Below are 22,623 nucleotides of genomic sequence, written 5' to 3' on the forward strand. Positions count from 1 at the left end.
TAAAATATTTTAACATTTTATTAACTTTTAATTAAGTTAAACAAGATTTTAGTCAATTTACTAATTGATTAACTTTGAGTGTATTGCTAAAAAAAAAGAACATGTTACTATCTAAAACGAATATAGAAGAGAAGCTTTCTAAGATTAGAAAAAATCATATTTTTTCTGAAGAAATGAGGATGAAAGAGGTTTATGAAATCTTTTCACAGGTTGATGATGAGTTAGATAGAATCGAACAAAATGTTACAACCAGTAAGGGTGAAATAAATAACCACTTTAATATTGATAAGCTTGACAGCTCAAATATTTATCACATTGAAGAAATTAAGCAAATCTGTATTGATTACCGTTTACGTTTTTTAGATACAAAATTTTTTAAAGGACCGATACCATCTGAAGCCTTATCAAAAATTAAGGCGATTGAAAAAGTACACAATCTTGAGATTAAAGGATTCAAAATAATAGCGCCTTCTAAACTTTTTAAATTGGAAGATAAAGATGATCCTTTGTTATTTGCACCAATTGGTAATGGATATCATTATTTAATTCATCAATGGGGAAATGACCTTCATCCTTTACGCAAGTTATTAATGTGGCCCTTTAAAAGCATTGTCAATCTCTCTATTCTTGTTCTTGCTATAAGTTTCGCTGTGACATTAATGATACCTGAGGGACTTTTCTCTAAATCAAATTCAAACGCGCAATTTTGGATATTGTTTTTCTTTATGTTTAAATGTATCGCCTCTGTGGTTATTTTCTACGGATTCGCCCTGGGTAAAAATTTTAATCCTGCTATTTGGAATAGTAAATATTTCAACAGCTAGTCGAATTTTACTTTGCAAATATGGTTTTAGGAATGCCTTCTAAATCGATATTATCAATTAATTTAAAATCTGGAGCTGGGGTAATTCTTAGAATACCACCTTTGTCTACTTGCCCTTTTTTCTGATACCCTATTAAAACATAATTGTTTTCTTCATCGTAGGCAATTGAAGTTGCTGCTGCAATATTGTACTTAATTTGCAATTCGGTTTCAGTCAAAAAATTCTCAAATAAATAAACTACCGTACTATTTTTATCAAAATCATAAATTGCTGGCACCTCCACTACTTCTGCGGTTGGCACACTCTTTTGAAAATAAAATTTACCTAAACTATCTACAAAAAAATCAGTCGTAGTTATAAAACCTGGCTCGGTGTTTTCACCATATGTTGTATACGACTTTTCTAAGGTAATAGGATCTATAGTTGTATGCAGTTCTGGATAACTAACAATTACTTTACCGGTATTATTCGTAAACAATCTAAAAGCATTGTATCCTAAATCTAACTCCATTATAACAGCTTCTTCAGCTAAATCAATAACTGATAAATGAAATTCATCAGTAACGAATTCATTCAAGGTCAAGACAAACAATCTATTTGAAGATGATACTATTGCAATAGGTTTTTTATCTAAAGAAATTTCAGTTTGACTTTCTACTTCAGCATCCAATGAATTAATTCGAACTATAAAATCTTTATCTTTTCCTAACAACTCTCTCTCATAAGCGACAGCCACAATTTCATTAGTATGTGCCATTGCAAGAATTTCTATTGAACAAGGATCAATATCGGTAAAAAGAGAAATCGATTTAGATATAGAATTTTCAGCAGTATACCATTGCAATGAAGCTTCACAATTACTGCTTGAATAATAACTAATATTTGTAGAAGTGCGATATTTTAAGGCATTTGCCGGTATCGCATTAAACGAATTCAATGTGTTTTTAACAACTAACTCATTATTTGCAGATCCAATAACTACACCACTTAACTGATTATTTCGCTGTAAAAAAACAGTATAATCTGCATCTATAGTTATAGGAATTTCTTCTTCAATTTGTTCAGAAGATTTTTCGCATGCGAAGAAACTAAAGGCTAGCACAAAGCAAGCCACATATTTGTAGGTTTTCATAAAACATCGATTTGGGTTAATCTATTCTATGCTTATTCTGAGTACATTTTGTTACGCTGATCTTTCAATGCCTTGTCAGACATATATTCATCAAACGTTGAATACCTGTCAATGTTGCCTTTAGGCGTCAATTCTATAATTCTATTTGCAACTGTCTGAGCAAATTCATGATCATGTGTGGTCAACATTACGGTACCTTTAAAATTCTTAAGAGAATTATTAAAAGCTGTAATACTTTCTAGATCTAAGTGATTTGTTGGTTCGTCTAACATTAACACATTAGCACGCATTAACATCATTCTACTTAACATACAACGTACTTTTTCTCCTCCTGAAAGTACTGTACATTTTTTCAGTGCTTCTTCGCCACTAAATAACATTTTACCTAAGAAACCGCGTATATATACTTCTTCGCGCTCTTCTTCTGTTTTTGCATATTGACGCAGCCAGTCTACTAAATTAATATTATCGGTAAAGAAGCCTGAATTATCTGCCGGCAAATAGGATTGGTTAGTTGTTACTCCCCATTGAAAAGTACCTTTATCTGCTTTTTTATTTCCGTTTATAATCTCGTAAAAAGCTGATGTAGCTCTTGAATCTCTTGAAATAACAGCAATTTTATCACCTTTAGCCAGGTTGATGTTTACATTATGGAATAACAGTTCTCCTTCATCAGTAGATGCAGAAAGTCCTTCTACTTGTAGTATTTGATCACCAGCTTCGCGTTCCCTGTCAAAAATAATTGCAGGATACCTACGACTAGATGGCTTAATATCATCAATCTTTAGTTTTGAAAGCATTTTTTTACGAGATGTTGCTTGTTTACTTTTAGCAACGTTTGCACTGAATCGAGCTATAAATTCTTGCAATTCTTTAGCTTTCTCTTCTGCCTTCTTATTTTGTTGTGCACGTTGTCGCGCAGCTAATTGGCTACTCTCGTACCAAAACGTATAGTTACCAGAATATAAATTTAGTTTTCCGAAATCTATATCACCTATGTCTGTACAAACGGTATCTAAGAAGTGACGGTCATGACTTACTACTATTACCGTATTTTCATAATCTGCCAAGAAATTCTCTAACCAACTAATTGTTTCATAATCCAAGTCGTTGGTAGGCTCATCCATAATCAACACATCAGGATTACCGAACAAAGCCTGTGCCAATAACACACGAACTTTTAACTTAGAATCTAGTTCTGACATTAAGGTATAATGCATATCTGCATTAATTCCAAGATTTGATAATAGTGCTGCTGCATTACTATCAGCGTTCCACCCATTCATTTCTTCGAATTTAACCTGCAACTCCCCTATTCTATCTGCATTTTTATCATCGTAGTCAGCATACAGTGCGTCGATTTCTTTTTTGATTTCGTAAAGCGGCTTGTTTCCCATAACCACTGCTTCTAACACTGTAAAATCATCAGCAGAGTTGTGGTTTTGCTCTAATATTGACATTCTTTTACCTGGCTCTAAATGAACATGACCAGAAGTTGGATCCATTTGCCCCGCTAATATTTTCAAAAAAGTAGACTTACCGGCACCGTTGGCGCCAATTATGCCATAACAATTACCTTGGGTAAAAGCAACGTTTACTTCATCAAACAAAATTCGTTTGCCAAATTGAACAGATAAATTAGAAACAGATAACATAGAAACAAAATTTTAAAAATCCGTGCAAAAATACTGAATTTCTAGCCTTACACTACCTAGTTTATCATCAAATTCGACAAAAGATTCTTAAGTTAGCGGCTGACAACATTTAACTAGCTATTAACAGCAACTGGTAATTAGGTTTGTTATTTTTGGCTAATACCAGACTCATATACTATATGATAAGAATTTTACTCTCTACATGCGTAGCTTTATTAATGGGATGTTCCTCCACCAATAAAGATTCAGAAACGGTACTATTCGCTGGTGAAATAGTGAATCCGACAAGTAATCAAGTTATTTTAATGAAAGGCGGACTCAAAATTGATTCTGCTAAGCTTGATGATAAAAATCGGTTTAAATTTAAACTTCCATCCCTTGAAAACGGACTATATCATTTTAATCTAGCCCCTGAATTTCAATATGTCTACCTAGAAAAAGGCGATAGTTTAATGGTGAGGCTAAACACTATTTACTTTGATGAATCGCTAGTTTTTTCTGGAAGTAATGAAGAAACAAATAATTTTCTATTAAATCTTTTCCTTACCGCTGAAGACGAAGATTCTGCCATGTATACTGACTATTACGAATTAGAACCAGCAGATTTTTTAGAAAAAATAGAATCATTAAAAAAAGAAAAAGTTTCTAATCTTAATGAAATAAATTCAGAAAATCTTCTTTCTGAAGAGGCTGTAAAATTATTGACAGGCAGTATCGATTATACTTACAACAGGTATAAAGAGATTTACCCCTTTCAGCATAAGCGTAAAACAGCCGAACAAAATTTTCACGATTTGCCCCAAGATTATTTTAGTTATCGAACTCAAATCAACTACGGCGACAATACACTTACTTATCTAAGACCTTATTATGATTTCATGAAAGCACATTTCGGAAATTTAGCGTATATGAGCTGTGTGAAAAATTGTAAAGACTCTGCTAATGATTATAGTAAGCAGTTACATTACAAAAAGCACAAACTACATTTGATCGATAGTCTTGTTGTCGAAAAAGAGTTAAGAGATAATCTGTTCAGAAATGTTGCATTAGATTATTTGCTCAAGAAGAAAGATGCTCCTGAAAACACTGAAATATTTTTGAATGAATTTAAGAATGTATCTAAGAACAACATGCATATTGAAGAAATTGAAAACCTATATCAAGGTATTACAAATCTTCAACCGTCTAAGATAATTCCGAATTTAGAAGTTTTAAATTTTGAAAATCAAAGCAAAACTTTAACTGAAATTTCAGCTAATAGAAAAGTCTTATTTTACTTCTGGTCTGGCACCAATAAAAAACAATATCTAGATATTTTTAATAGAATCGCGGTACTTAAAGAGAAAAAACCTGAATACGAATTAATTGGCATTAACATTAAAACGGACTTTGATCAGTGGAAATCTATCATTGCAACACTTGGCGTAGATTCTACTCTACAATACCATAGTACCGATTTTAAAGAGTTAACAGAGAAATTGGTTCTATACCCTATGAACAAGGCTATTCTTACAGACAATACGGTAATTGTAGATGGTTTTTCAAACATCTACAAGAATTAAAGCATACGCTTTACTGTATATTTCTTAATGAGAGCTATGACCTTCTAATAGTTTCTCGAACCATCTGCTTGGTAGAATACCTTTAAGCGTTAATGAGAATTTTTGAATAAAAGAACCTACCTTATAATGTGGCTTAGGATTTTTGGTTTCAATAATTTTAGCAATTTTTTCACCTACTTCTGCCGGATTACCGCCGCTATCAACATCTGCATCTATAGATTCTAATGTGCTCTTATAAGCTTGTTTATAAGGCGAATCGTCATGAACAGGGGTATGATATCTACCAGAAGCAATATTGGTAGCAAAATCTCCTGGTGCCAATGTAGTTAGCTTGATACCGAAGGCTTTGGTTTCCATTCTATAACTTTCGGTAACAATCTCTAATGCACCCTTTGACGCAGAATAAATACCTCTATAGGGTAAACCCATATAACCTGCTATAGAAGTAATATTTATAATAAGTCCTTCTTTTTGATTACGCATTACAGGTAATACCTGGTTCATAACATTTAAAGGTCCGTTGAAATTAGTTGCAAATGCTTTTAAAACTTCTTCATGAGGGGTTTCTTCCATAGGGCCGGTTATGCCCACACCTGCATTATTTACCAATACATCTATTCGTGATTCTTGTTGAAGTAATGAGGCTATACAACTTTTAATGGTCTCTTCTTTTCTTACATCCATTTCTAAAAGTGGAAAATCAGAAAATGACGGATATTTACTTTTACTACGTGTTGTACCGTAAACTTTATATCCTTTCTCCTTTAAATGTACACCTATTGCTTTGCCAATACCTGAAGATCCACCTGTAATTAGTACTACTTTTGTTTTCATTTTATAGAAAATAAGCGATGCTAAACGTTATATAGAATTGGTTTTGAATATGTTACCTTAAAATTTAAAATTTCACTTTAAGGCACAAAAAAAGGCAAGCTACCTACATCGCACCGCTACGACCATATACCCTTGCTGTGTTCCCACCCTGGGGGATTCTACAGGAGCTGGTCGTGTAGGACTTGCCAGGTGCAAATATACAATCTTTTAAAACTTTGACAATCCTTTAGTTTCTAATTTTTATGAATTAAATTGCCTATTAATAACAAGAAACCCTTCTTTCAAACACTTACTACGTAAAATCAAATACCCGATTTCTTAATGAAAATTATAAATTTTTTCTGTATCGTTCTTATTACCAGCTTATTCACATCTTGTGGTAGTGGCAATCAAAAACCGTCTGCCTTATTTGAAATTAGTTTAGAAAAAAATGTAAATCAAGTGAATCAAAACCAAGAAATTGGTGTTACCATTAAAAATAAGAAGGAAAAACAAATAGAAAGCATTCAATATAGCATTGATGGCACCACAATTCCGATTAACAACGATAAAATTATAATTAATGTCCCCACTCTTGGTAACAAGATTTTGACCGCCAAAATCACTTTTGATGGTGAAACCGTCGATATTAATAAAAACTTAAAAGTCCTTTCTGAAAAAGCTCCAGAAATTTATACTTATACAATTATTAACGAATACCCACACGATACTAAGGCATATACACAGGGTTTAGAATTTCATAATGATACCTTATATGAGTCTACAGGAAAAAAAGGGCAATCTTTTTTACGAAAATTAGATTTCAAAACCGGCAAAGTATTCGAGCAAATAGATTTAGATGAAACTTATTTTGGCGAAGGTATTACTATACTTAATAACAAAATCTATCACCTTACTTGGCAAAGTGGAATAGGTTTTATTTATGACTTGAAAACATTTAAAAAACTAGATAACTTTCAGTACGGTAAAAGTCGTGAAGGTTGGGGTTTAACGAACGACGGTACTAAGATTTTCAAAAGTGATGGAACAGAAAAAATATGGTTTTTGAATCCGGATACAATGACCGAAGATGGCTATATAGAAACGGTAACCAATTCTTCTATATTTAATTCTGCTAACGAATTAGAATATGTTAATGGTAAAATTTATGCCAACGTTTATCAAAAACCTAGTGTCATGATTATTGACAGCAAAACAGGCGCTATAGAAGGTGTTATAAATTTTAGCGGATTGAGTGATATCATTACTAAAACTGAAAATTGGGATAAAACAAATTACGTGCTTAACGGTATTGCGTATCACCCTGAACGAAAGACATTTTTTGTTACCGGTAAGTTCTGGGACAAAATGTTTGAAGTGCAAATAGAGAAAAAATAGAAATATGGCATTTCAAAAAGAGATTGTTGTTTCGCATGACGATTTAGACGATTTAAACCATGTTAACAATGTACGTTATGTACAATGGATACAAGATATTTCTAAAGAACACTGGCAAACAGTAGCAACTGCGAAAATGCAGCAAGATGTCATTTGGGTCGTACTAACACATCATATAGAATATAAGCGGGCAGCAGTATTAGATGACCCAATTGTTATATCAACACACATAGAATCTAGTTCTGGTGCTAAATGTGTTAGAATTGTAGAGATGAAACACGGCACAACCAAAAAATTATTGGTTAAATCAAGTACAGAATGGTGTCTTCTAGATAGTACATCTTACAGACCTACACGAATTCCTGAACAGATTAAAAAAATATTCCTTTAACTTAGTAAATAACCTCGGGGCAAGCCCACGAGGCATTCGTAAGAAAACAAACTTTAAATTTCGAGGCAAGCCTCGGAGTATTTAAATCTCGATTATCGAGTAAAACCCTTTATAACGTGCGGATTAGTATACTAATATCTATCTCTATTTTATTTCTTATTCTATGGAGTACATCGTGTAGAAAAGATTTTGAATATGCACCTAGCTATGGTCTTTTGTCTTTCTCTAAAGACACTGTTTATCTCGATACTGTTTTCTCGAATATCGGTAGTAGCACCTATTTCTTAAAAGTATACAATGACACTAAAGATGATATTATAATTCCAAAAATCGTTCTTAAAAATGGTAATGAGAGTTTTTACAGATTAAATGTGGACGGAGTTGCCGGCAAAAATTTTGAAAATATTCCCCTTTATGCCGAAGACAGTCTTTTTATTCTTATTGAAACCACAATAAATATCAGCGACAACACTTTGAACGAGCTAGTATATACCGATGCTATTCAGTTTGATAGTAAACCCTACCAACAATCGGTAGAACTTGTTACCCTTGCGAAAGATGCTATTTTCCTTTTTCCTGATGAGGCTTCAGAAAATAGCAACCAAACTGTTGCACTCTATAATGATGAATCTGGGACCCCTATCGAAGTAAAGGGGTTTGAATTAAAAGATGAGCAATTAAATTTTACAAATGCAAAATCTTATGTTATTTACGGTTATGCCATTGTTCCCCAAGAAAAAGAACTTGTTATAGATGCAGGTTCAAGGATTCACTTTCATCAAAACTCTGGAATTTTAGTACAAGACGGAGCTCAAATTTCTATTAACGGACAACTTAGCGAAAATGGGGATCTTTTGGAAGGTGAGGTAATTTTTGAAGGAGATAGACTTGAACCTGAGTTTGCTGAGATACCTGGCCAATGGGGTGCCCTTTGGATCAGTGCCGGTAGCAAAAATAACACCATCAATCATTTAACTTTAAAAAATGCCGAGCTTGGTATTTTCGTTGAAGGTAAACCAAACACCACCGAGAAATCACTTACTATTTCTAACAGTCGCGTTTTTAATAGCTCTAGATATAATCTTTGGGCGCGTAACGCTAGTATAGAGGCTTCCAACTTAATTTTAGGTGCATCTGGCAATTCATCTCTACTTATTGAAAATGGAGGCAGCTATTCATTTACACATGCAACAATAGCCAATTATTGGAATAAAGGATTTAGATTTAATGCTGCACTAGAAATTTACAATTCCAGAAAAAATGCTAGCGCAGACGGATTCGATTTAACCAAAGCCGAGTTTAAAAATTGTATTATTGATGGCAATAGCTCAACTGAGATTTTACTGCAATCGAATAATCAGAATTCATTTAATTTTAGTTTTCAAAATTCTTTTATCAAATTCAACGAATCCACTATCGACGACGATTTGCTTTACAACTTTGATGATGAAATGTTTTACTCTACTATTATTCTTGATGGTAATATTGATTATTATCTACCATTCGAAAATGATTTTAGAATTGGGCTAGAATCCGAAGTCATCAATAAAGGTGATGTCAATACAGCAAATTCAGTGCCTTTTGATATTATAGGCGAACCACGATTACCTAAGCCGGACTTAGGGTCTTTTCAAGCAAAAGAGAAAGAAATGTAATTGTATTAGCAAATTTGTTGACAGATTTTTCTCTCACAAGCCCCGTCAATATTGATTTTATTAATATGTCCTCGGTTTTTATAAGGATATTCTAGGTCTTCTTTTTCTTACCTATGTTTAATTTCGTAGAATACACTATTTCTTTTGAGTTATACATACACCATAATAGATTCTGATGCTGTATCTAATTTGCAATTGCATGCATTTTTAGATGAGTATGGTGATTTTGAATGTATAAATACCACTAGCAACCCTTCAGACGGTCTAAATGATATTCTAAAATTTTCGCCAGATATTGTTTTTATCAATCTTAATAAAGACTATTCATCTGTTTTTATGATGGTTACCGAGATTCATCAATATATGAATCAATTGCCGATATTAATAGGCATAGCATCAACCAAAAATTACGCTTACGATGCAATCAAAAATGGCTTTTTTGATTATTGGCTACAACCCTTTAACGAATTTGATATTCGAAAATCGCTATTAAAACTTCAAAAGCGAATGCCGAAAGAAAAGGTTCCTGCTACTTTATGTTTAAAGTCTTACAATGATTTTCAATATCTGAATACAAATGACATTCTTTACTTAAAAGCTGATAATAATACCACCGAATTTTTCATGAAAGATGGTACAATTATAAATGCCTTTAAAACGTTAAAGACTTTTGAAAACACGCTACCAGAAAACTTTATGCGTATTCATCAAAGTTATATCGTTAATACCAGCTATGTTTCTCGTATTAATTTTGGAAAATCTGTTTGTGCTTTAAAGCAGGTGAACGAACAACTCCCTTTTTCAAAAACATATAGGGAGAATATGAATAACCTTAAGAATATTCTTTCAAAAAGCACCTTTTCTTCTTTAAATTAAAGAATTCTCTCACAACTGGTTCATATACTAGCAGAACTCCATCATATACTTAAGACCTTAAATACGGCACTCATTACCCAACGAACACTAGTACTTTAGCTATATCATAAACCAAAAACCCCTAATAAACAGAGACAATATGAAAAAAGTTACAAGTATTTTAGCAGTTGCGATAATGACTATAGGTATGGCAACATCAATAATTCAGAACACAGCTAGTGAATTTGACTTCATGAACGATATTTCTAAAGCTCTTGCCTGTGATGATTGCTATTGGGAACTTCCACCAAGAACACCACCTAAAGGGATTGCATAAATAACATTCGAATTACAAAAAGCCTTTAACGTTCATGTTAAAGGCTTTTTTTTTATACCTTGGTTTTCTATTTTCAAATAATCTTTTTTTGAGTAAATATTATATTTCAATAATAGTATTAGTTATATTTTGTACCAGTTGTACAAAAATAAAATCTTCGTCAGAAACAACAACAGCTTCATTAGAAAATGATAGTATTTCTATCTGGATGAAAGAAAGTCAAAAACTTACAACTTCAAAGGAAGAAAGGTTAGAGTTGCAATTAAAAGCATATGATTTTGCTGAAAACTTAAATAATGACACTTTAAAAGCCTCTAATTTTTCTAAACTTTCTTTTAATCAAGGATTTGTATCTGACAGTTCTCTATTTCGAAAAATCAATAACAAGGTCATTATAACGAATAAAAAAATCAATAATTCATCAGCCGTAGGTATTGCCTATTGGGATTTGGGTTATTTTTTGAATAGAAAAAGTGTTAAGGATAGCGCCTTCTATTATTTCTCAGAAGCAAAAGAAATTTTTGATGCCATCGGAGATAATATAAACTCCGCAGAAATGTACTTGCAAATGGCTAGCATACAAATGGAAATAAAAGATTATGTCGCTAGTGAAGCAAATACTATAAGAGCCATCGAAAATTTCAAGATAACAAATAATGCTGGGCGCTTATATAGTTGCTATAACCTTCTTGGAATTCTTTTAGGAGATATAGGCGAATATGAAAAATCTTTATCTTATTATAATGAAGCCCTATATTATTTAAGAAAAGAAGAAAATAGCGAATTAGGTGAAGCAACTATAACCAATAACATTGGTATAATCTATCGAAACGCTAAGCAATACCAGAAGGCCATTGAGAACTTTGAAATAGTTTTACAGACCAAAAACCTATTCGTAAAGCACCCAAGGCTATATGCAAAGGCTCTAAGTAATCTTGCCACAAGTGAATTATATAATAATGATACTATTGGCGTACATAGCTTATTGACAAAAGCTATTGAAATTAAACAAAGAGAAAATGATATCGCTAGTTTGGCATCAAGCTACTATAGTTTAGCAGAATATAACCTCTACAAAAACGATAGCATATCTGCCTTCAACAATGCCATAAAAGCTTTAGAATTATCAATTGAAAGCAACAACAATGAACGATTGTTAGAAACTTGGCCTTTTTTGGCCAAACTAGACAAAGAGAATGCTACTGACTATTTCCAAAAATATACGAAACTTAATGATAGTCTTCAACGTGAAGAACGTCAACAGCAGAATAAATTTGCTAGAATACGTTTCGAAACCGATGAATTCATCGCAGAAAACATAGAGCTTGAAAATGAAAAGGAAGTGCTTTCGAAGCAAAAGCAAATGTGGATCGGTATTGCCACAGGTTTCTTCTTACTTGGACTTTCAATCTACATCATAATCAACCAACGCGCAAAAAATCAAAAACTTCGGTTTGATCAGCAACAACAGGCGAACAACCAAGAGATTTTCAACCTCATGTTGACCCAAAAACAAAAAGTCGATGAGGTGAAGCGTTTAGAGCAAAAACGAATATCTGAAGAACTGCATGACGGTGTACTCGGTAAAATGCTAGGCGCCCGTATGATATTAACCGGATTGAATAAACGCTCTACCGACGAAGCTATTCAAGAAAAATCAAAAGCTATTGGCTCATTACAAGAAATTGAAAATGAAATTCGTTCTATTTCTCATGAATTAAGCCATAGTGCATATCAGAAAATAAACAATTTTACCGACTCTGTTGAAACGCTACTTGCCAATAACAAAAATGTCAATATCAAAACTATATTTCATTTTAACGAAGACGAAAATTGGGATAGTTTAGCGGGCGATATTAAAATTAACGTGTACCGAATAATTCAAGAAACTTTCCAAAATGCGATCAAGCATGCTAATTGCACCTATTTTGAAGTAACATTTTATAGAAACGATGCTACCTTTAATGTAATTATGAGCGATAATGGTATTGGCTATAATGTCAACAAAGGCAAAAAAGGAATAGGAATAAGAAATATAACCTCTAGAATAGATAAATTAAAAGGAACCTTTCATATAGATTCCTCTGAAGGACAAGGAACTACCATATCTTTAAATATTCCTGTTAAAATTGAATCTAAAAAATAGTGTGATAATAATACCACATATAAAAACGTTTAGTAAATTACATTAGAATCGTAATTTATGAACACTGTACGAATTTTAGCGGTAGATGATCACGAAATGACCGCATTAGGATATAAATATATTCTTGAGGATGCTGATTTTACAGATTTCAATGTAAAAGTAGAAATTGCTACCAGTTTCGAAAAAGGTAAATCCAAAATTGAAAACTCGAAACGAGCAATACCTTATGATGTCATTTTATTGGATATTCAATTATTCTCTCCAGAATCGAAAGACCCAAGGACAGGAATTGATTTAGGCATTGTTGCGCGAGCTGAGGTACCTAATTCAAAAGTTGTGTTCATGTCTTCTTATAGCGACAATTATAGAATCAATAATATTTTTAAGACTGTGAACCCAGATGGGTATATGGTTAAATCTGAAATTGATGAATTGTCACTTAAAACAATGGTAGAAACCATCGTAAAAAATTCACCTTACTATACCGCTAGTGCACTATCTGCTATACGTCGCAGAATGTCTACTGATATCGTGATCGATGAACAAGATCAAAAAATTCTATACCACCTTTCTCAAGGTATACATACAAGAGACATTGCGCCATTAATTGGTTCTGCAAATACTACGGTAGAAGCTAGAAAAAGGCAGCTTAAGGCCCTATTTGATGTCAAAAACGGTAACGATCTTGCCTTAATCAATGAGGCTAAAACACGAGGATTTCTTTAAACACCTAAATTTTATAATCCTGAATATCAATGGTTTAAAAATTTAAAAGTGATTTTATAATAATATCCTCCGAAATTCTAAGGATTTCCTAAGTGAAATTGCAAAGTGAGAAAGGTATCTTTATAAGAAAGAATGCTATAAATTTCGAACTATATGCCATTTAACTACGAAAACTTTATCAATAATTCAAAGTTAGAATATACCAAAGAGATTGCTGGTTTAGATGAATTTCTAAGCGCTATCGGCTTTCATTATTTCTCTAATGTTAAGCTTAATAACAAGCATATTACGTTTAATTCTATAAGCTTAGTATTAGAAGTATCTTGCAATTTAGACCTTCTAGAACTACTTGCACATTTTAATACCGGTAGATGGGGCAACAACGGTAAAGAAGATTCTCCTTTACATAACGAGCTAGAAATTCTTGATTTAAAAAATCAACATACTATTGATATTGAGGAACTTACATTGTTTTTAAATGACACAAGTATTGTTATAAAACGAATATACGACCAAAGTATATCTACCCAATTAAATGACATTTTAAAGCAAATTGCCTTCAACTATGTTTTTTTAACAAGAGGTCTTTCTCAAAAACCATATGAGATTTTCGTACCTATATTTGAAGATGTATTTGAGAATATAGATACCAATGAAGAGCAATCGGATATGACACCAAAATCTTATTCTGAATTTTGGGGTATCTATTTAGATAAAGACGATGAGGCTTCTATTTATGATGTAAATAAAAATACTTATGTAAATGGTGATTTAGAGTTTTTATCAGAATAAAAACTCTAAATCAATTTACTATTTAAATTATGCTTTAAAAATTGGTCTTGTATTCATCATTGCATTGACTTTACCTTTAACCTCATTAATGATGGTTTCGTTTTCAGGATTCATTATAACCTGATCAATAAAATCAACAACTATTTCCATATCACTTTCTACCAAACCTCTAGTAGTAATAGCTGCAGTACCAAAACGAATACCTGAAGTTACAAATGGTGATTTATCATCAAAAGGCACCATATTTTTATTCGCAGTTATATCTGCTAAAACCAAAGCTTTTTCGGCATCTTTACCTGAAATATCTTTATTTCTAAGATCTATAAGCATCATATGGTTATCGGTACCATCAGATATGATATTGTATCCGCGTTTTACGAAAGACTTAGCCATGGCATCAGCGTTTTTCTTTACTTGAGATATGTATGTAGCATATGATTCTGTCAAAGCTTCACCAAAGGCAATTGCCTTACCTGCAATTACATGCTCTAACGGACCGCCTTGATTTCCTGGAAAAACTGCTAGATCTAATAAAGCCGACATTTTTCTTAGGTTACCATTTTTTAACTTTATACCAAATGGGTTTTCAAAATCTTCGCCCATCAATATTAATCCGCCTCTTGGACCTCTTAATGTTTTATGTGTTGTTGTCGTTACAATATGACAATGAGGAATCGGATTATTCAAAAGTCCTTTCGCAATCAATCCTGCAGGGTGAGAAATATCAGCCAATAATATAGCATTTACACTATCTGCAATCTTACGAAAACGCTCAAAATCCATATCTCTAGAATATGCAGATGCGCCAGCAATTATCAATTTAGGTTGCTCTTTTGAAGCTATTTCTTGAATTTTATCGTAATCTAATCTACCGGTTTCCTTATCAACACCGTAGAATACAGGGTTATATAATCTACCAGAAAAGTTTACAGGCGAACCATGTGTTAAGTGACCCCCATGAGACAAATCGAATCCTAAAATCTTATCACCTGGTTGTAAACAAGCATGATACACAGCTGCATTTGCTTGAGAACCAGAGTGAGGTTGCACATTGGCATACGCCGCACCAAAAAGCTCTTTTGCTCTATCAATAGCCAATTGCTCAACTTTATCAACTACTTCGCAACCGCCGTAATATCTTTTACCAGGGTAGCCTTCAGCGTACTTATTGGTAAGTACTGATCCTTGAGCTTCCATCACTTGCGGACTAGTAAAATTTTCAGAGGCAATTAATTCAATGCCATTAATTTGACGTTGTCTCTCTTCTTCAATTAGATTAAAAATTGTGGTGTCGCGTTGCATGTCGATATATATTTTAAATAAGTTGCAAAAATACAAATAGCGTACCTATTGAAATATAAAAAAGAACACAAACACATAACTTATTTATTAAAATTAGTTAATAACTATACTGTTATATCTTATTGAATAAAAAAAGTATTCATGCATCTCACCGATAATATACTATTCCTTGTCCTATTTCGTTAATTAATAACCCTTTTATGGCACGGCTGTTGAATAGCTATTATAAATCATAAAAATAATAGACATGAAAAAATTACTACTATTTAGTTTTTTAGGTCTACTACTATCTTGTAGTGGTGTAAAAAAAGCGCAGGAGGCTCTGAACTCTGGCAATTACGAAACTGCTATAAATAAGGCAGTTATGAATATTGCAGAAAATAAGACCAAAAAAAGTAATCAGACTTATATTGTTCTTCTCGAAGAAGGATTTAAAAAAAATACCGAAAGGGAATTGCAACACGTTAAATTTCTTAAAAAAGATGGTAATGCAGCAAACTACGAAGAGATTTTTAATGCCTATGGTCGTTTAAAATCTATTCAAGAACGTATTCGCCCTTTACTTCCTTTACATATTCAAGATGAGAATAGAAGGGCACACTTCAATTTTAAGAATTACGATGATGATATCATTGCAGCTAAATCTAATTTATCTGAATATTTGTATTCCAAAGCTACTACGCTATTAAATACCGCTAACTACAAAGTTGATTATAGAAATGCCTATAATGACCTTAAATATTTAGATGAAGTAAATCCGAACTACAAAGACGTTGTTACTAAAATCGATGAAGCATATTTAAAAGGTTTAGATTATGTAATTGTTGACATGACCAACAATACTGATCAGATCATACCAAAAAGATTAGAGGAAGAACTTTTAAATTTAAATACATACGGTTTAAATTCTAACTGGACAGAATACCACACAAATAGAATACAAAATCAATTGTATGATTATCAAATGGAAGTTTCTTTTCAAGACATCAATGTTTCTCCTGAACAAATTAGAGAGAAACAAATAAGTAAAGAAAGACAAATTAAAGATGGCTACACCTTTGTTGAAGACAGAAATGGCAATGTAGTTACAGACAGCCTTGGAAATAGTGTTAAGGTTGATAAATTTAAAACTGTAAAATGTAATTTCTATCAATTTACACAGTTTAAAAGTGCCAAAGTAACAGGGGTAGTTAGTTTTATTGACTTAAAAAAACAACAAAAAATTAATCAATACCCATTAACTAGTCAATTCGTATTCGAACATATTTATGCAAATTACGATGGTGACCAAAGAGCGCTAGATAATGATTTAGTCTCTCTATTACAATTGGCAAGAGTACCTTTCCCGACCAACGAACAAATGGTTTATGATGCAGGTGAAGATTTAAAAAATAATCTCAAAAGTATTCTGAACAATCAAAAATTTAATTAATAAAAAAGCCCCGTAAAACGGGGCTTTTTTTTTATACGTATTGTTCTAATTTGATATCAGAAATTGCACTGTGCGAATCGTGTATTACCACTACCCCATTCTTTATTATTAAAAGTTGAGGAGATTGGTGCATCACTCCAAATTCAGAAGCCACTGCATTAGACACATCTCTATTTGCAAGCAAATCTAAAAAATACAAATCCATTTGTCCATTTTCTAGACCATAGCTGCTTTTAAACATATTTAGCACCATTCTACTTATTCCGCAAGATGTAGAATGTTTAAATATTACCTGAGGTCGACCGCTCGACGCCTCTTTAATTTCTTTTAATTGAGCTACTGAGTTTAGAGGTATCCAAGGAATGCCCGATGAAGAATTTTCCCCATCACCCTTAGAACCTCCAAATAAACCACCAAATAATCCCATAAAATTCTTAATTTAATATTGTCATTTCAACATTCCTAAACTGACTAAATGTCATTTAAATTTACTGATTTACAGACATTTTGTCTTGTATAGTTAATTGGTAAGATTGTTGAATATTATCTTTCAAAAGTATTACAAATAACTAAAACTACAGAAAATGAATATAAATAATTTCACTATAAAATCGCAAGAGGCCATTCAACAGGCACAGCTGATTGCCCAAAATAATGGACATCAGCAAATTGAAAATGAACACCTATTTAAAGCACTTACCGAAGTCGAAGAGAATGTCATGCCTTTTTTACTTAAAAAGCTAGGTATCAATTTTTCACTTGTTCAACAAATTCTAGAAAAAGAACTCTTAAGTTTTCCAAAAGTTGAAGGTGGCGATATCCAATTTTCTAGAGAAGCCAGCAAAACATTAAACGAAGCCAGCATTATCGCTAAAAAGATGGAAGATGAATATGTTTCTATCGAACATTTATTTTTAGCCATATTAAAATCTAAAAGTAAAATTGCACAGATTTTAAAAGACCAAGGGGCTACTGAGAAGCATTTAATGGCTGCTATCAATGAACTTCGAAATGGCGATAAAGTTACCTCGCAAAGCGCTGAAGACAACTATAATTCTCTAAAGAAATATGCTAAGAACCTTAATGAATTAGCAGATAGTGGTAAACTGGACCCGGTAATTGGTCGCGATGAAGAAATTCGTAGAATTCTTCAAATTTTATCTCGACGTACCAAGAATAACCCTATTCTAGTAGGTGAGCCAGGTGTAGGTAAAACTGCCATTGTAGAAGGTTTGGCACATAGAATTATTCAGGGCGATATACCTGAAAACTTAAAAGATAAAGTTATTTATTCTTTAGATATGGGTGCCTTAATTGCCGGCGCAAAATATAAGGGTGAATTTGAAGAGCGCTTGAAAGCCGTAATTAAAGAAGTGGTTAGCGCAGATGGCAATATTATCTTGTTTATTGATGAAATACACACGCTTATTGGTGCTGGTGGCGGACAAGGTGCTATGGATGCTGCTAATATTCTTAAACCTGCCCTTGCAAGAGGTGAGTTAAGATCTATTGGAGCAACTACTTTAGATGAATATCAAAAGTATTTTGAAAAAGACAAAGCTCTTGAAAGAAGATTTCAAAAAGTGGTTGTAGACCAGCCAGATACAGAAAGTGCTATTTCAATTCTAAGAGGTATTAAAGAAAAATATGAGGCACACCACAAGGTTCGTATTAAAGATGAGGCGGTTATATCGGCTGTTGAATTATCGCAACGATATATAACCAACAGGTTTTTACCAGATAAGGCTATTGACCTTATGGATGAAGCTGCTGCTAAACTTAGAATGGAGATTAATTCTAAACCTGAGGAGCTTGATGTGCTCGACCGTAAAATTATGCAGATTGAAATTGAAATCGAAGCTATCAAACGTGAAGATGACAAGCAAAAGCTTCAGGTATTAAATCTAGATTTAGCAAACATAAAAGAAGAGCGAAACGAAATTTTTGCGCAATGGGAAAGTGAAAAATCAGTCGTTGATAATATTCAACAGACTAAACTTGATATAGAAAACTTTAAAGCTGAGGCCGAACGTGCAGAACGTAATGGTGATTATGGTAAAGTAGCCGAAATTAGATACGGCAAAATTAAAGAGGCACAAGAGAACCTGACTAAATTACAAGATGATTTAGCAGAACAACAACATTCTGGGACTTTAATTAAAGAAGAAGTAACTAGTGATGATATAGCAGAGGTTGTTGCAAAATGGACCGGAATTCCCGTTACCAAGATGCTACAAAGCGAACGCGAGAAATTGCTAAAACTTGAGCAAGTATTACACAAACGTGTAGTGGGTCAAGAAGAAGCTATTGAAGCGGTTTCAGACGCTATACGGAGAAGCAGAGCCGGACTTCAAGATTCTAAAAAGCCTATTGGTTCGTTTCTTTTCTTAGGAACTACCGGTGTTGGTAAAACAGAACTTGCTAAAACCTTGGCATCGTACTTATTCGACGATGAGAATGCAATGACAAGAATAGACATGAGCGAATATCAAGAAAGACATTCGGTCAGTAGACTTGTAGGTGCACCTCCAGGGTATGTTGGTTACGATGAAGGCGGACAATTAACCGAAGCGGTTCGTAGAAGACCTTATTCTGTTGTGCTGTTAGATGAAATCGAAAAAGCTCACCCAGATACGTTCAACATTTTATTACAAGTGTTAGATGAAGGTAGGCTTACGGATAATAAAGGTCGTGTAGCAGATTTTAAAAACACCATTATTATTATGACCAGTAACATGGGTAGCGATATCATTCAGGACACCTTTGAAAATGCAGTAGATATTGTTAGTGCAGCAGAGACCGCCAGAGTTGAAGTTCTTGGACTTTTAAAGAAAATGGTTCGACCTGAGTTTATCAATAGAATTGATGACATTGTAATGTTTACTCCTTTAACAAAAGATAACATCAAAGAAATTGTAAGATTACAATTAGAAAGTTTGAAGAAAATGCTTGACAAGCAACAAATTACTTTAGATGCCACCGAAGAGGCTATCGATTATTTAGCTGAAAAAGGTTATGATCCTCAATTCGGTGCAAGACCTGTAAAAAGAACCATTCAAAAAGAAGTTCTCAACAACATGTCTAAAGCACTACTCAGTGGTGAAATTAAATCTGATAGTGTCGTCTTGCTTGATGCCTTTGACAATAGTTTGGTTTTTAGAAATCAAGAAGATATTACCGTCTAATATTTAAAAAATTGAGATAAAAGCGTTCATATGTACAATATGAACGCTTTTTTTTATCAACAATATATACCATACAGTATAGATTTTTTATATTCGCATAAAACAGTCTTATATGTCTACCAAAGCCGAAAGAACTACCGCTTATATTATTGAGACTGTCGCTCCCGTTTTTAATAAACACGGTTACGTAGGTACTAGTATGAGCGACCTAACCGATGCCACCAATTTGACGAAAGGTGCGCTTTATGGTAATTTTGAAAATAAAGAAGCCTTAGCCCTTGCTGCATTCGAATTTAACAGATCAGTATTGCTCACCGCTATTGATGAACACTTATCTATTGAAGGTAAAACAATGGCAAAAATCGAAAATCTTATTGAATTTTATAAGAAATACGATGTTTTTACCATGAATATGGGTGGTTGCCCAATATTGAATGTTGGTATAGATGCACAACATAATAATAAATTACTTGCTGCAGCAGCCAAAGAAACTATTAAAGAAATAGAAGGTAAAATTGCTTTGGTTTTTGAAAATGGAATTAATAATGCCGAATTTAAATTACCGGTATCTCCTCTTCAATTTTCAAAACAATTGTTCACGATTATTCAAGGGTCTATTGCAATGGCAACCATTACAAAAGATCGTAAATACCTTTTAAACACGGTTACTTACCTAGATGTTCTAATCAAAAGAGAACTTAAATAAAATACTACTTCTTATAAATTAAAATACTAGATTATTGAAAGATAACGGGTTTTTTTATTACTCTCCCGTTACCCTAAATATCCAGATTTTATCATTGTATTTTCCTCCAAGTTTGGAGTCTCTAGCTTGTCTTGCATCTTTTATAAAGTTGTATTTCGCTAGGTATACATAATTATATTTATTCTTTTCTCTAAAGAATGATTTTGCATCAATTCCCCTTTTCTTCATATCGGCCAAGAAAGCGTCAAGGTATTTCTTAGTGCCAAAAACGTTGGCAATTAAATAGTAACCCGGCTCTAGAGAACCTTCTTTTGCCACTTCTTCATACTTTTCGCCAACTTTAACACTTACAACTTCATTTTTCATTGCCAAAGCTTCGCTCTGTGCTATAGAATCTTGTCGTTTTTGTTGAGCTAAAGCAACATCTTCTGCTTCTTTTCGCATAACAGTGGCAATGGAGTCTTGTTGCTTTTGCTGTTTTAAAGCTTTGGCAGTCGCTAATGCCTGTTCAGCTCTAGCCGTCTCAATTGAATCTCGTCTTCTTTTGATATCTCTTTTAGACTCCTTTACCGCTACACCTGATTGTCGAGATGCATTTGATATGGAATCTTTAACCCGTTTAGTTTCAACTAAAGCCAAGCGTTTTTGCTTTTTCGTCTCATTTTTAAGAGCAAGTTTTTCTGCCGCTGTTAATTCTGTTGACACCACCTCCTTTTCTTCCTGTTTTTCAAGAAGCTTCTCTTTATTCTTCTGTTCTTCAGCTAACAGTTGCTCTTCAAGTTTTTCCCCAGGTGTTTGTAACGTTCCTAATTTATAAGAAGTAACTAATTCAAACGAAGGGTCTTGTCCTTTTAAATCTGAACTGGTACCTATTTCAACCAGTGCACCAAAAGAGAATCGTTTAAAGAAACGACCACCAACTCCTCCTGAAAATCCGTAAAAACTATTATAACCTGCCTGTGCCCAATACTTATTTGTCGATAGCAAGGTTGTTAATCCTACTTGATTATCCAAGCCTGGTATTGTCTTGTAATACAACATAGGTCTTAAAACCGAACTATCATCTGCACTTAAGACGCTAACAGGAATATCATAACTTACCAAAGCCTGAAACATTCTATCATCAGGACTAGAGTTACGCTCATTAGAGGTGAAGTTATAATCGAATAAGTTTTCTGATACTAGACCAATATTAAATCTATCAATACTTAAATTAACTCCTGGTGCCATTTGCAGAATAAAATCATTCTCTGCAGTAGTCTGTAATGGGTTAGGTATAAAAAAGCGATCATCTGCTAACTTCTGTTGAAAAGCAAATACATTTAAACCAACACCTAAAATAACACCTTCACTCAATTCTATGGTATGAGCATAGTTAAGAGCAGCTCCGGTATTCAAGAAAACTCCTGTATTGTGTTGAAAGAAACCAACACCGGCAGCAGAAACATCATTAATTCTTGTTGTATAATTTAAAAATAGTGAAGTTGGGTCGCCGTCATAAGATTGCCATTGCCATCTAGCCCACAAAGCTACTGAAGATGGGTTATTACGATTTAAACTATATGCGGGGTTTACTAAACTCCCGTTATATTCAGTAAGGTTTTGCTGCCTAAAATCAGTAGGCAGAACGACTTCTTGTGCCTTAAGACCTAAAACTACAAATCCGATAAGAAGTGCCCCACAAAATTTTTTCATATGCAAAAAAACAAAAA

The 22,623-nt window shown here is 33.2% G+C and carries 19 protein-coding genes and 1 other RNA gene; 13 read left to right on the forward strand and 7 right to left on the reverse strand.

What is annotated here, in order from left to right; all coding sequences use genetic code 11:
- The first annotated feature begins 101 nt into the window (after positions 1–101).
- Positions 102–824 carry a hypothetical protein gene (locus tag ACEN2N_RS05000; RefSeq protein ID WP_441823293.1) on the forward strand — a complete coding sequence of 241 codons (723 nt, stop codon included), beginning with the start codon at positions 102–104 and terminating at the stop codon, positions 822–824.
- A gap of 7 nt (positions 825–831) precedes the next feature.
- Here ACEN2N_RS05000 and ACEN2N_RS05005 read toward each other — a convergent pair whose 3' ends face one another.
- Both ACEN2N_RS05005 and ACEN2N_RS05010 read right to left on the reverse strand, forming a co-directional pair.
- Entirely contained in the window at positions 832–1,956 is a 1,125-nt protein-coding gene (locus ACEN2N_RS05005; protein WP_441823294.1) for a hypothetical protein, read from the reverse strand.
- A gap of 32 nt (positions 1,957–1,988) precedes the next feature.
- On the reverse strand, positions 1,989–3,611 hold the full coding sequence (locus ACEN2N_RS05010; protein WP_441823295.1) for an ABC-F family ATP-binding cassette domain-containing protein: 1,623 nt from the start codon (positions 3,609–3,611) through the stop codon (positions 1,989–1,991).
- A gap of 179 nt (positions 3,612–3,790) precedes the next feature.
- On the opposite strand from ACEN2N_RS05010, the gene ACEN2N_RS05015 reads away from it, so the two are divergent.
- Positions 3,791–5,173 (forward strand): transaldolase, encoded by a 1,383-nt coding sequence (locus tag ACEN2N_RS05015; RefSeq protein ID WP_441823296.1) that lies wholly within the window; start codon positions 3,791–3,793, stop codon positions 5,171–5,173.
- A 24-nt stretch (positions 5,174–5,197) separates the two neighbouring features.
- On the opposite strand, the gene ACEN2N_RS05020 is transcribed toward ACEN2N_RS05015, so the two are convergent.
- Together ACEN2N_RS05020 and ffs are read right to left on the reverse strand one after the other, a co-directional pair.
- Positions 5,198–6,007: an SDR family oxidoreductase gene (locus ACEN2N_RS05020; protein ID WP_441823297.1), complete on the reverse strand. Its 810-nt coding sequence runs from the start codon at positions 6,005–6,007 to the stop codon at positions 5,198–5,200.
- A gap of 89 nt (positions 6,008–6,096) precedes the next feature.
- Positions 6,097–6,195: signal recognition particle sRNA small type (gene ffs, locus ACEN2N_RS05025), an RNA gene on the reverse strand.
- A 133-nt stretch (positions 6,196–6,328) separates the two neighbouring features.
- On the opposite strand from ffs, the gene ACEN2N_RS05030 reads away from it, so the two are divergent.
- From ACEN2N_RS05030 to ACEN2N_RS05065, 8 genes are all read left to right on the forward strand, one after another.
- Positions 6,329–7,384 carry a glutaminyl-peptide cyclotransferase gene (locus tag ACEN2N_RS05030; RefSeq protein WP_441823298.1) on the forward strand — a complete coding sequence of 352 codons (1,056 nt, stop codon included), beginning with the start codon at positions 6,329–6,331 and terminating at the stop codon, positions 7,382–7,384.
- Between the two features lie 4 nt (positions 7,385–7,388).
- Positions 7,389–7,775 carry an acyl-CoA thioesterase gene (locus ACEN2N_RS05035; protein WP_441823299.1) on the forward strand — a complete coding sequence of 129 codons (387 nt, stop codon included), beginning with the start codon at positions 7,389–7,391 and terminating at the stop codon, positions 7,773–7,775.
- Between the two features lie 116 nt (positions 7,776–7,891).
- The gene (locus ACEN2N_RS05040; RefSeq protein WP_441823300.1) at positions 7,892–9,430 is read left to right on the forward strand and encodes a hypothetical protein; all 1,539 of its coding nucleotides are present in this window, start codon (positions 7,892–7,894) and stop codon (positions 9,428–9,430) included.
- A 144-nt stretch (positions 9,431–9,574) separates the two neighbouring features.
- Positions 9,575–10,306 carry a LytR/AlgR family response regulator transcription factor gene (locus tag ACEN2N_RS05045; protein ID WP_441823301.1) on the forward strand — a complete coding sequence of 244 codons (732 nt, stop codon included), beginning with the start codon at positions 9,575–9,577 and terminating at the stop codon, positions 10,304–10,306.
- 139 nt (positions 10,307–10,445) lie between these two features.
- Complete coding sequence (locus ACEN2N_RS05050; protein ID WP_441823302.1) at positions 10,446–10,622, forward strand: hypothetical protein; 177 nt, start codon at positions 10,446–10,448, stop codon at positions 10,620–10,622.
- Between the two features lie 88 nt (positions 10,623–10,710).
- On the forward strand, positions 10,711–12,768 hold the full coding sequence (locus tag ACEN2N_RS05055; RefSeq protein WP_441823303.1) for a tetratricopeptide repeat-containing sensor histidine kinase: 2,058 nt from the start codon (positions 10,711–10,713) through the stop codon (positions 12,766–12,768).
- A 57-nt stretch (positions 12,769–12,825) separates the two neighbouring features.
- The gene (locus tag ACEN2N_RS05060; RefSeq protein ID WP_424000347.1) at positions 12,826–13,494 is read left to right on the forward strand and encodes a histidine kinase; all 669 of its coding nucleotides are present in this window, start codon (positions 12,826–12,828) and stop codon (positions 13,492–13,494) included.
- Positions 13,495–13,647: 153 nt separating this feature from the next.
- Complete coding sequence (locus ACEN2N_RS05065; RefSeq protein WP_441823304.1) at positions 13,648–14,286, forward strand: hypothetical protein; 639 nt, start codon at positions 13,648–13,650, stop codon at positions 14,284–14,286.
- A 27-nt stretch (positions 14,287–14,313) separates the two neighbouring features.
- On the opposite strand, the gene glyA is transcribed toward ACEN2N_RS05065, so the two are convergent.
- Positions 14,314–15,588 (reverse strand): serine hydroxymethyltransferase, encoded by a 1,275-nt coding sequence (gene glyA, locus ACEN2N_RS05070; protein ID WP_441823305.1) that lies wholly within the window; start codon positions 15,586–15,588, stop codon positions 14,314–14,316.
- Between the two features lie 247 nt (positions 15,589–15,835).
- Between glyA and ACEN2N_RS05075 the strand changes: the two genes are divergently transcribed.
- Positions 15,836–17,020: a hypothetical protein gene (locus ACEN2N_RS05075; RefSeq protein ID WP_441823306.1), complete on the forward strand. Its 1,185-nt coding sequence runs from the start codon at positions 15,836–15,838 to the stop codon at positions 17,018–17,020.
- Positions 17,021–17,051: 31 nt separating this feature from the next.
- On the opposite strand, the gene ytxJ is transcribed toward ACEN2N_RS05075, so the two are convergent.
- Complete coding sequence (gene ytxJ / locus ACEN2N_RS05080; protein WP_424000355.1) at positions 17,052–17,447, reverse strand: bacillithiol system redox-active protein YtxJ; 396 nt, start codon at positions 17,445–17,447, stop codon at positions 17,052–17,054.
- A gap of 157 nt (positions 17,448–17,604) precedes the next feature.
- On the opposite strand from ytxJ, the gene clpB reads away from it, so the two are divergent.
- Both clpB and ACEN2N_RS05090 read left to right on the forward strand, forming a co-directional pair.
- Complete coding sequence (clpB, locus tag ACEN2N_RS05085) at positions 17,605–20,205, forward strand: ATP-dependent chaperone ClpB (RefSeq protein WP_441823307.1); 2,601 nt, start codon at positions 17,605–17,607, stop codon at positions 20,203–20,205.
- 112 nt (positions 20,206–20,317) lie between these two features.
- Positions 20,318–20,911 (forward strand): TetR family transcriptional regulator, encoded by a 594-nt coding sequence (locus tag ACEN2N_RS05090; protein ID WP_441823308.1) that lies wholly within the window; start codon positions 20,318–20,320, stop codon positions 20,909–20,911.
- 57 nt (positions 20,912–20,968) lie between these two features.
- On the opposite strand, the gene ACEN2N_RS05095 is transcribed toward ACEN2N_RS05090, so the two are convergent.
- Positions 20,969–22,606: a PorP/SprF family type IX secretion system membrane protein gene (locus ACEN2N_RS05095; RefSeq protein ID WP_441823309.1), complete on the reverse strand. Its 1,638-nt coding sequence runs from the start codon at positions 22,604–22,606 to the stop codon at positions 20,969–20,971.
- Between the last annotated feature and the right edge of the window lie 17 nt (positions 22,607–22,623).

It is taken from the genome of Maribacter spongiicola (genome assembly GCF_052119685.1).
GTDB lineage: Bacteria > Bacteroidota > Bacteroidia > Flavobacteriales > Flavobacteriaceae > Maribacter > Maribacter spongiicola_A.

Bases quoted from the DNA above. Each gene is read 5' to 3' on its own strand.
- ACEN2N_RS05015 (WP_441823296.1), top strand. From the start codon at position 3,791: ATGATAAGAATTTTACTCTCTACATGCGTAGCTTTATTAATGGGATGT.
- glyA (WP_441823305.1), bottom strand. From the start codon at position 15,588: ATGCAACGCGACACCACAATTTTTAATCTAATTGAAGAAGAGAGACAA.
- ACEN2N_RS05030 (WP_441823298.1), top strand. From the start codon at position 6,329: ATGAAAATTATAAATTTTTTCTGTATCGTTCTTATTACCAGCTTATTC.
- ACEN2N_RS05095 (WP_441823309.1), bottom strand. From the start codon at position 22,606: ATGAAAAAATTTTGTGGGGCACTTCTTATCGGATTTGTAGTTTTAGGT.
- ACEN2N_RS05065 (WP_441823304.1), top strand. From the start codon at position 13,648: ATGCCATTTAACTACGAAAACTTTATCAATAATTCAAAGTTAGAATAT.
- ACEN2N_RS05020 (WP_441823297.1), bottom strand. From the start codon at position 6,007: ATGAAAACAAAAGTAGTACTAATTACAGGTGGATCTTCAGGTATTGGC.
- ACEN2N_RS05050 (WP_441823302.1), top strand. From the start codon at position 10,446: ATGAAAAAAGTTACAAGTATTTTAGCAGTTGCGATAATGACTATAGGT.
- ACEN2N_RS05005 (WP_441823294.1), bottom strand. From the start codon at position 1,956: ATGAAAACCTACAAATATGTGGCTTGCTTTGTGCTAGCCTTTAGTTTC.
- ACEN2N_RS05075 (WP_441823306.1), top strand. From the start codon at position 15,836: ATGAAAAAATTACTACTATTTAGTTTTTTAGGTCTACTACTATCTTGT.
- clpB (WP_441823307.1), top strand. From the start codon at position 17,605: ATGAATATAAATAATTTCACTATAAAATCGCAAGAGGCCATTCAACAG.
- ACEN2N_RS05010 (WP_441823295.1), bottom strand. From the start codon at position 3,611: ATGTTATCTGTTTCTAATTTATCTGTTCAATTTGGCAAACGAATTTTG.
- ytxJ (WP_424000355.1), bottom strand. From the start codon at position 17,447: ATGGGATTATTTGGTGGTTTATTTGGAGGTTCTAAGGGTGATGGGGAA.
- ACEN2N_RS05090 (WP_441823308.1), top strand. From the start codon at position 20,318: ATGTCTACCAAAGCCGAAAGAACTACCGCTTATATTATTGAGACTGTC.
- ACEN2N_RS05035 (WP_441823299.1), top strand. From the start codon at position 7,389: ATGGCATTTCAAAAAGAGATTGTTGTTTCGCATGACGATTTAGACGAT.
- ACEN2N_RS05000 (WP_441823293.1), top strand. From the start codon at position 102: ATGTTACTATCTAAAACGAATATAGAAGAGAAGCTTTCTAAGATTAGA.
- ACEN2N_RS05060 (WP_424000347.1), top strand. From the start codon at position 12,826: ATGAACACTGTACGAATTTTAGCGGTAGATGATCACGAAATGACCGCA.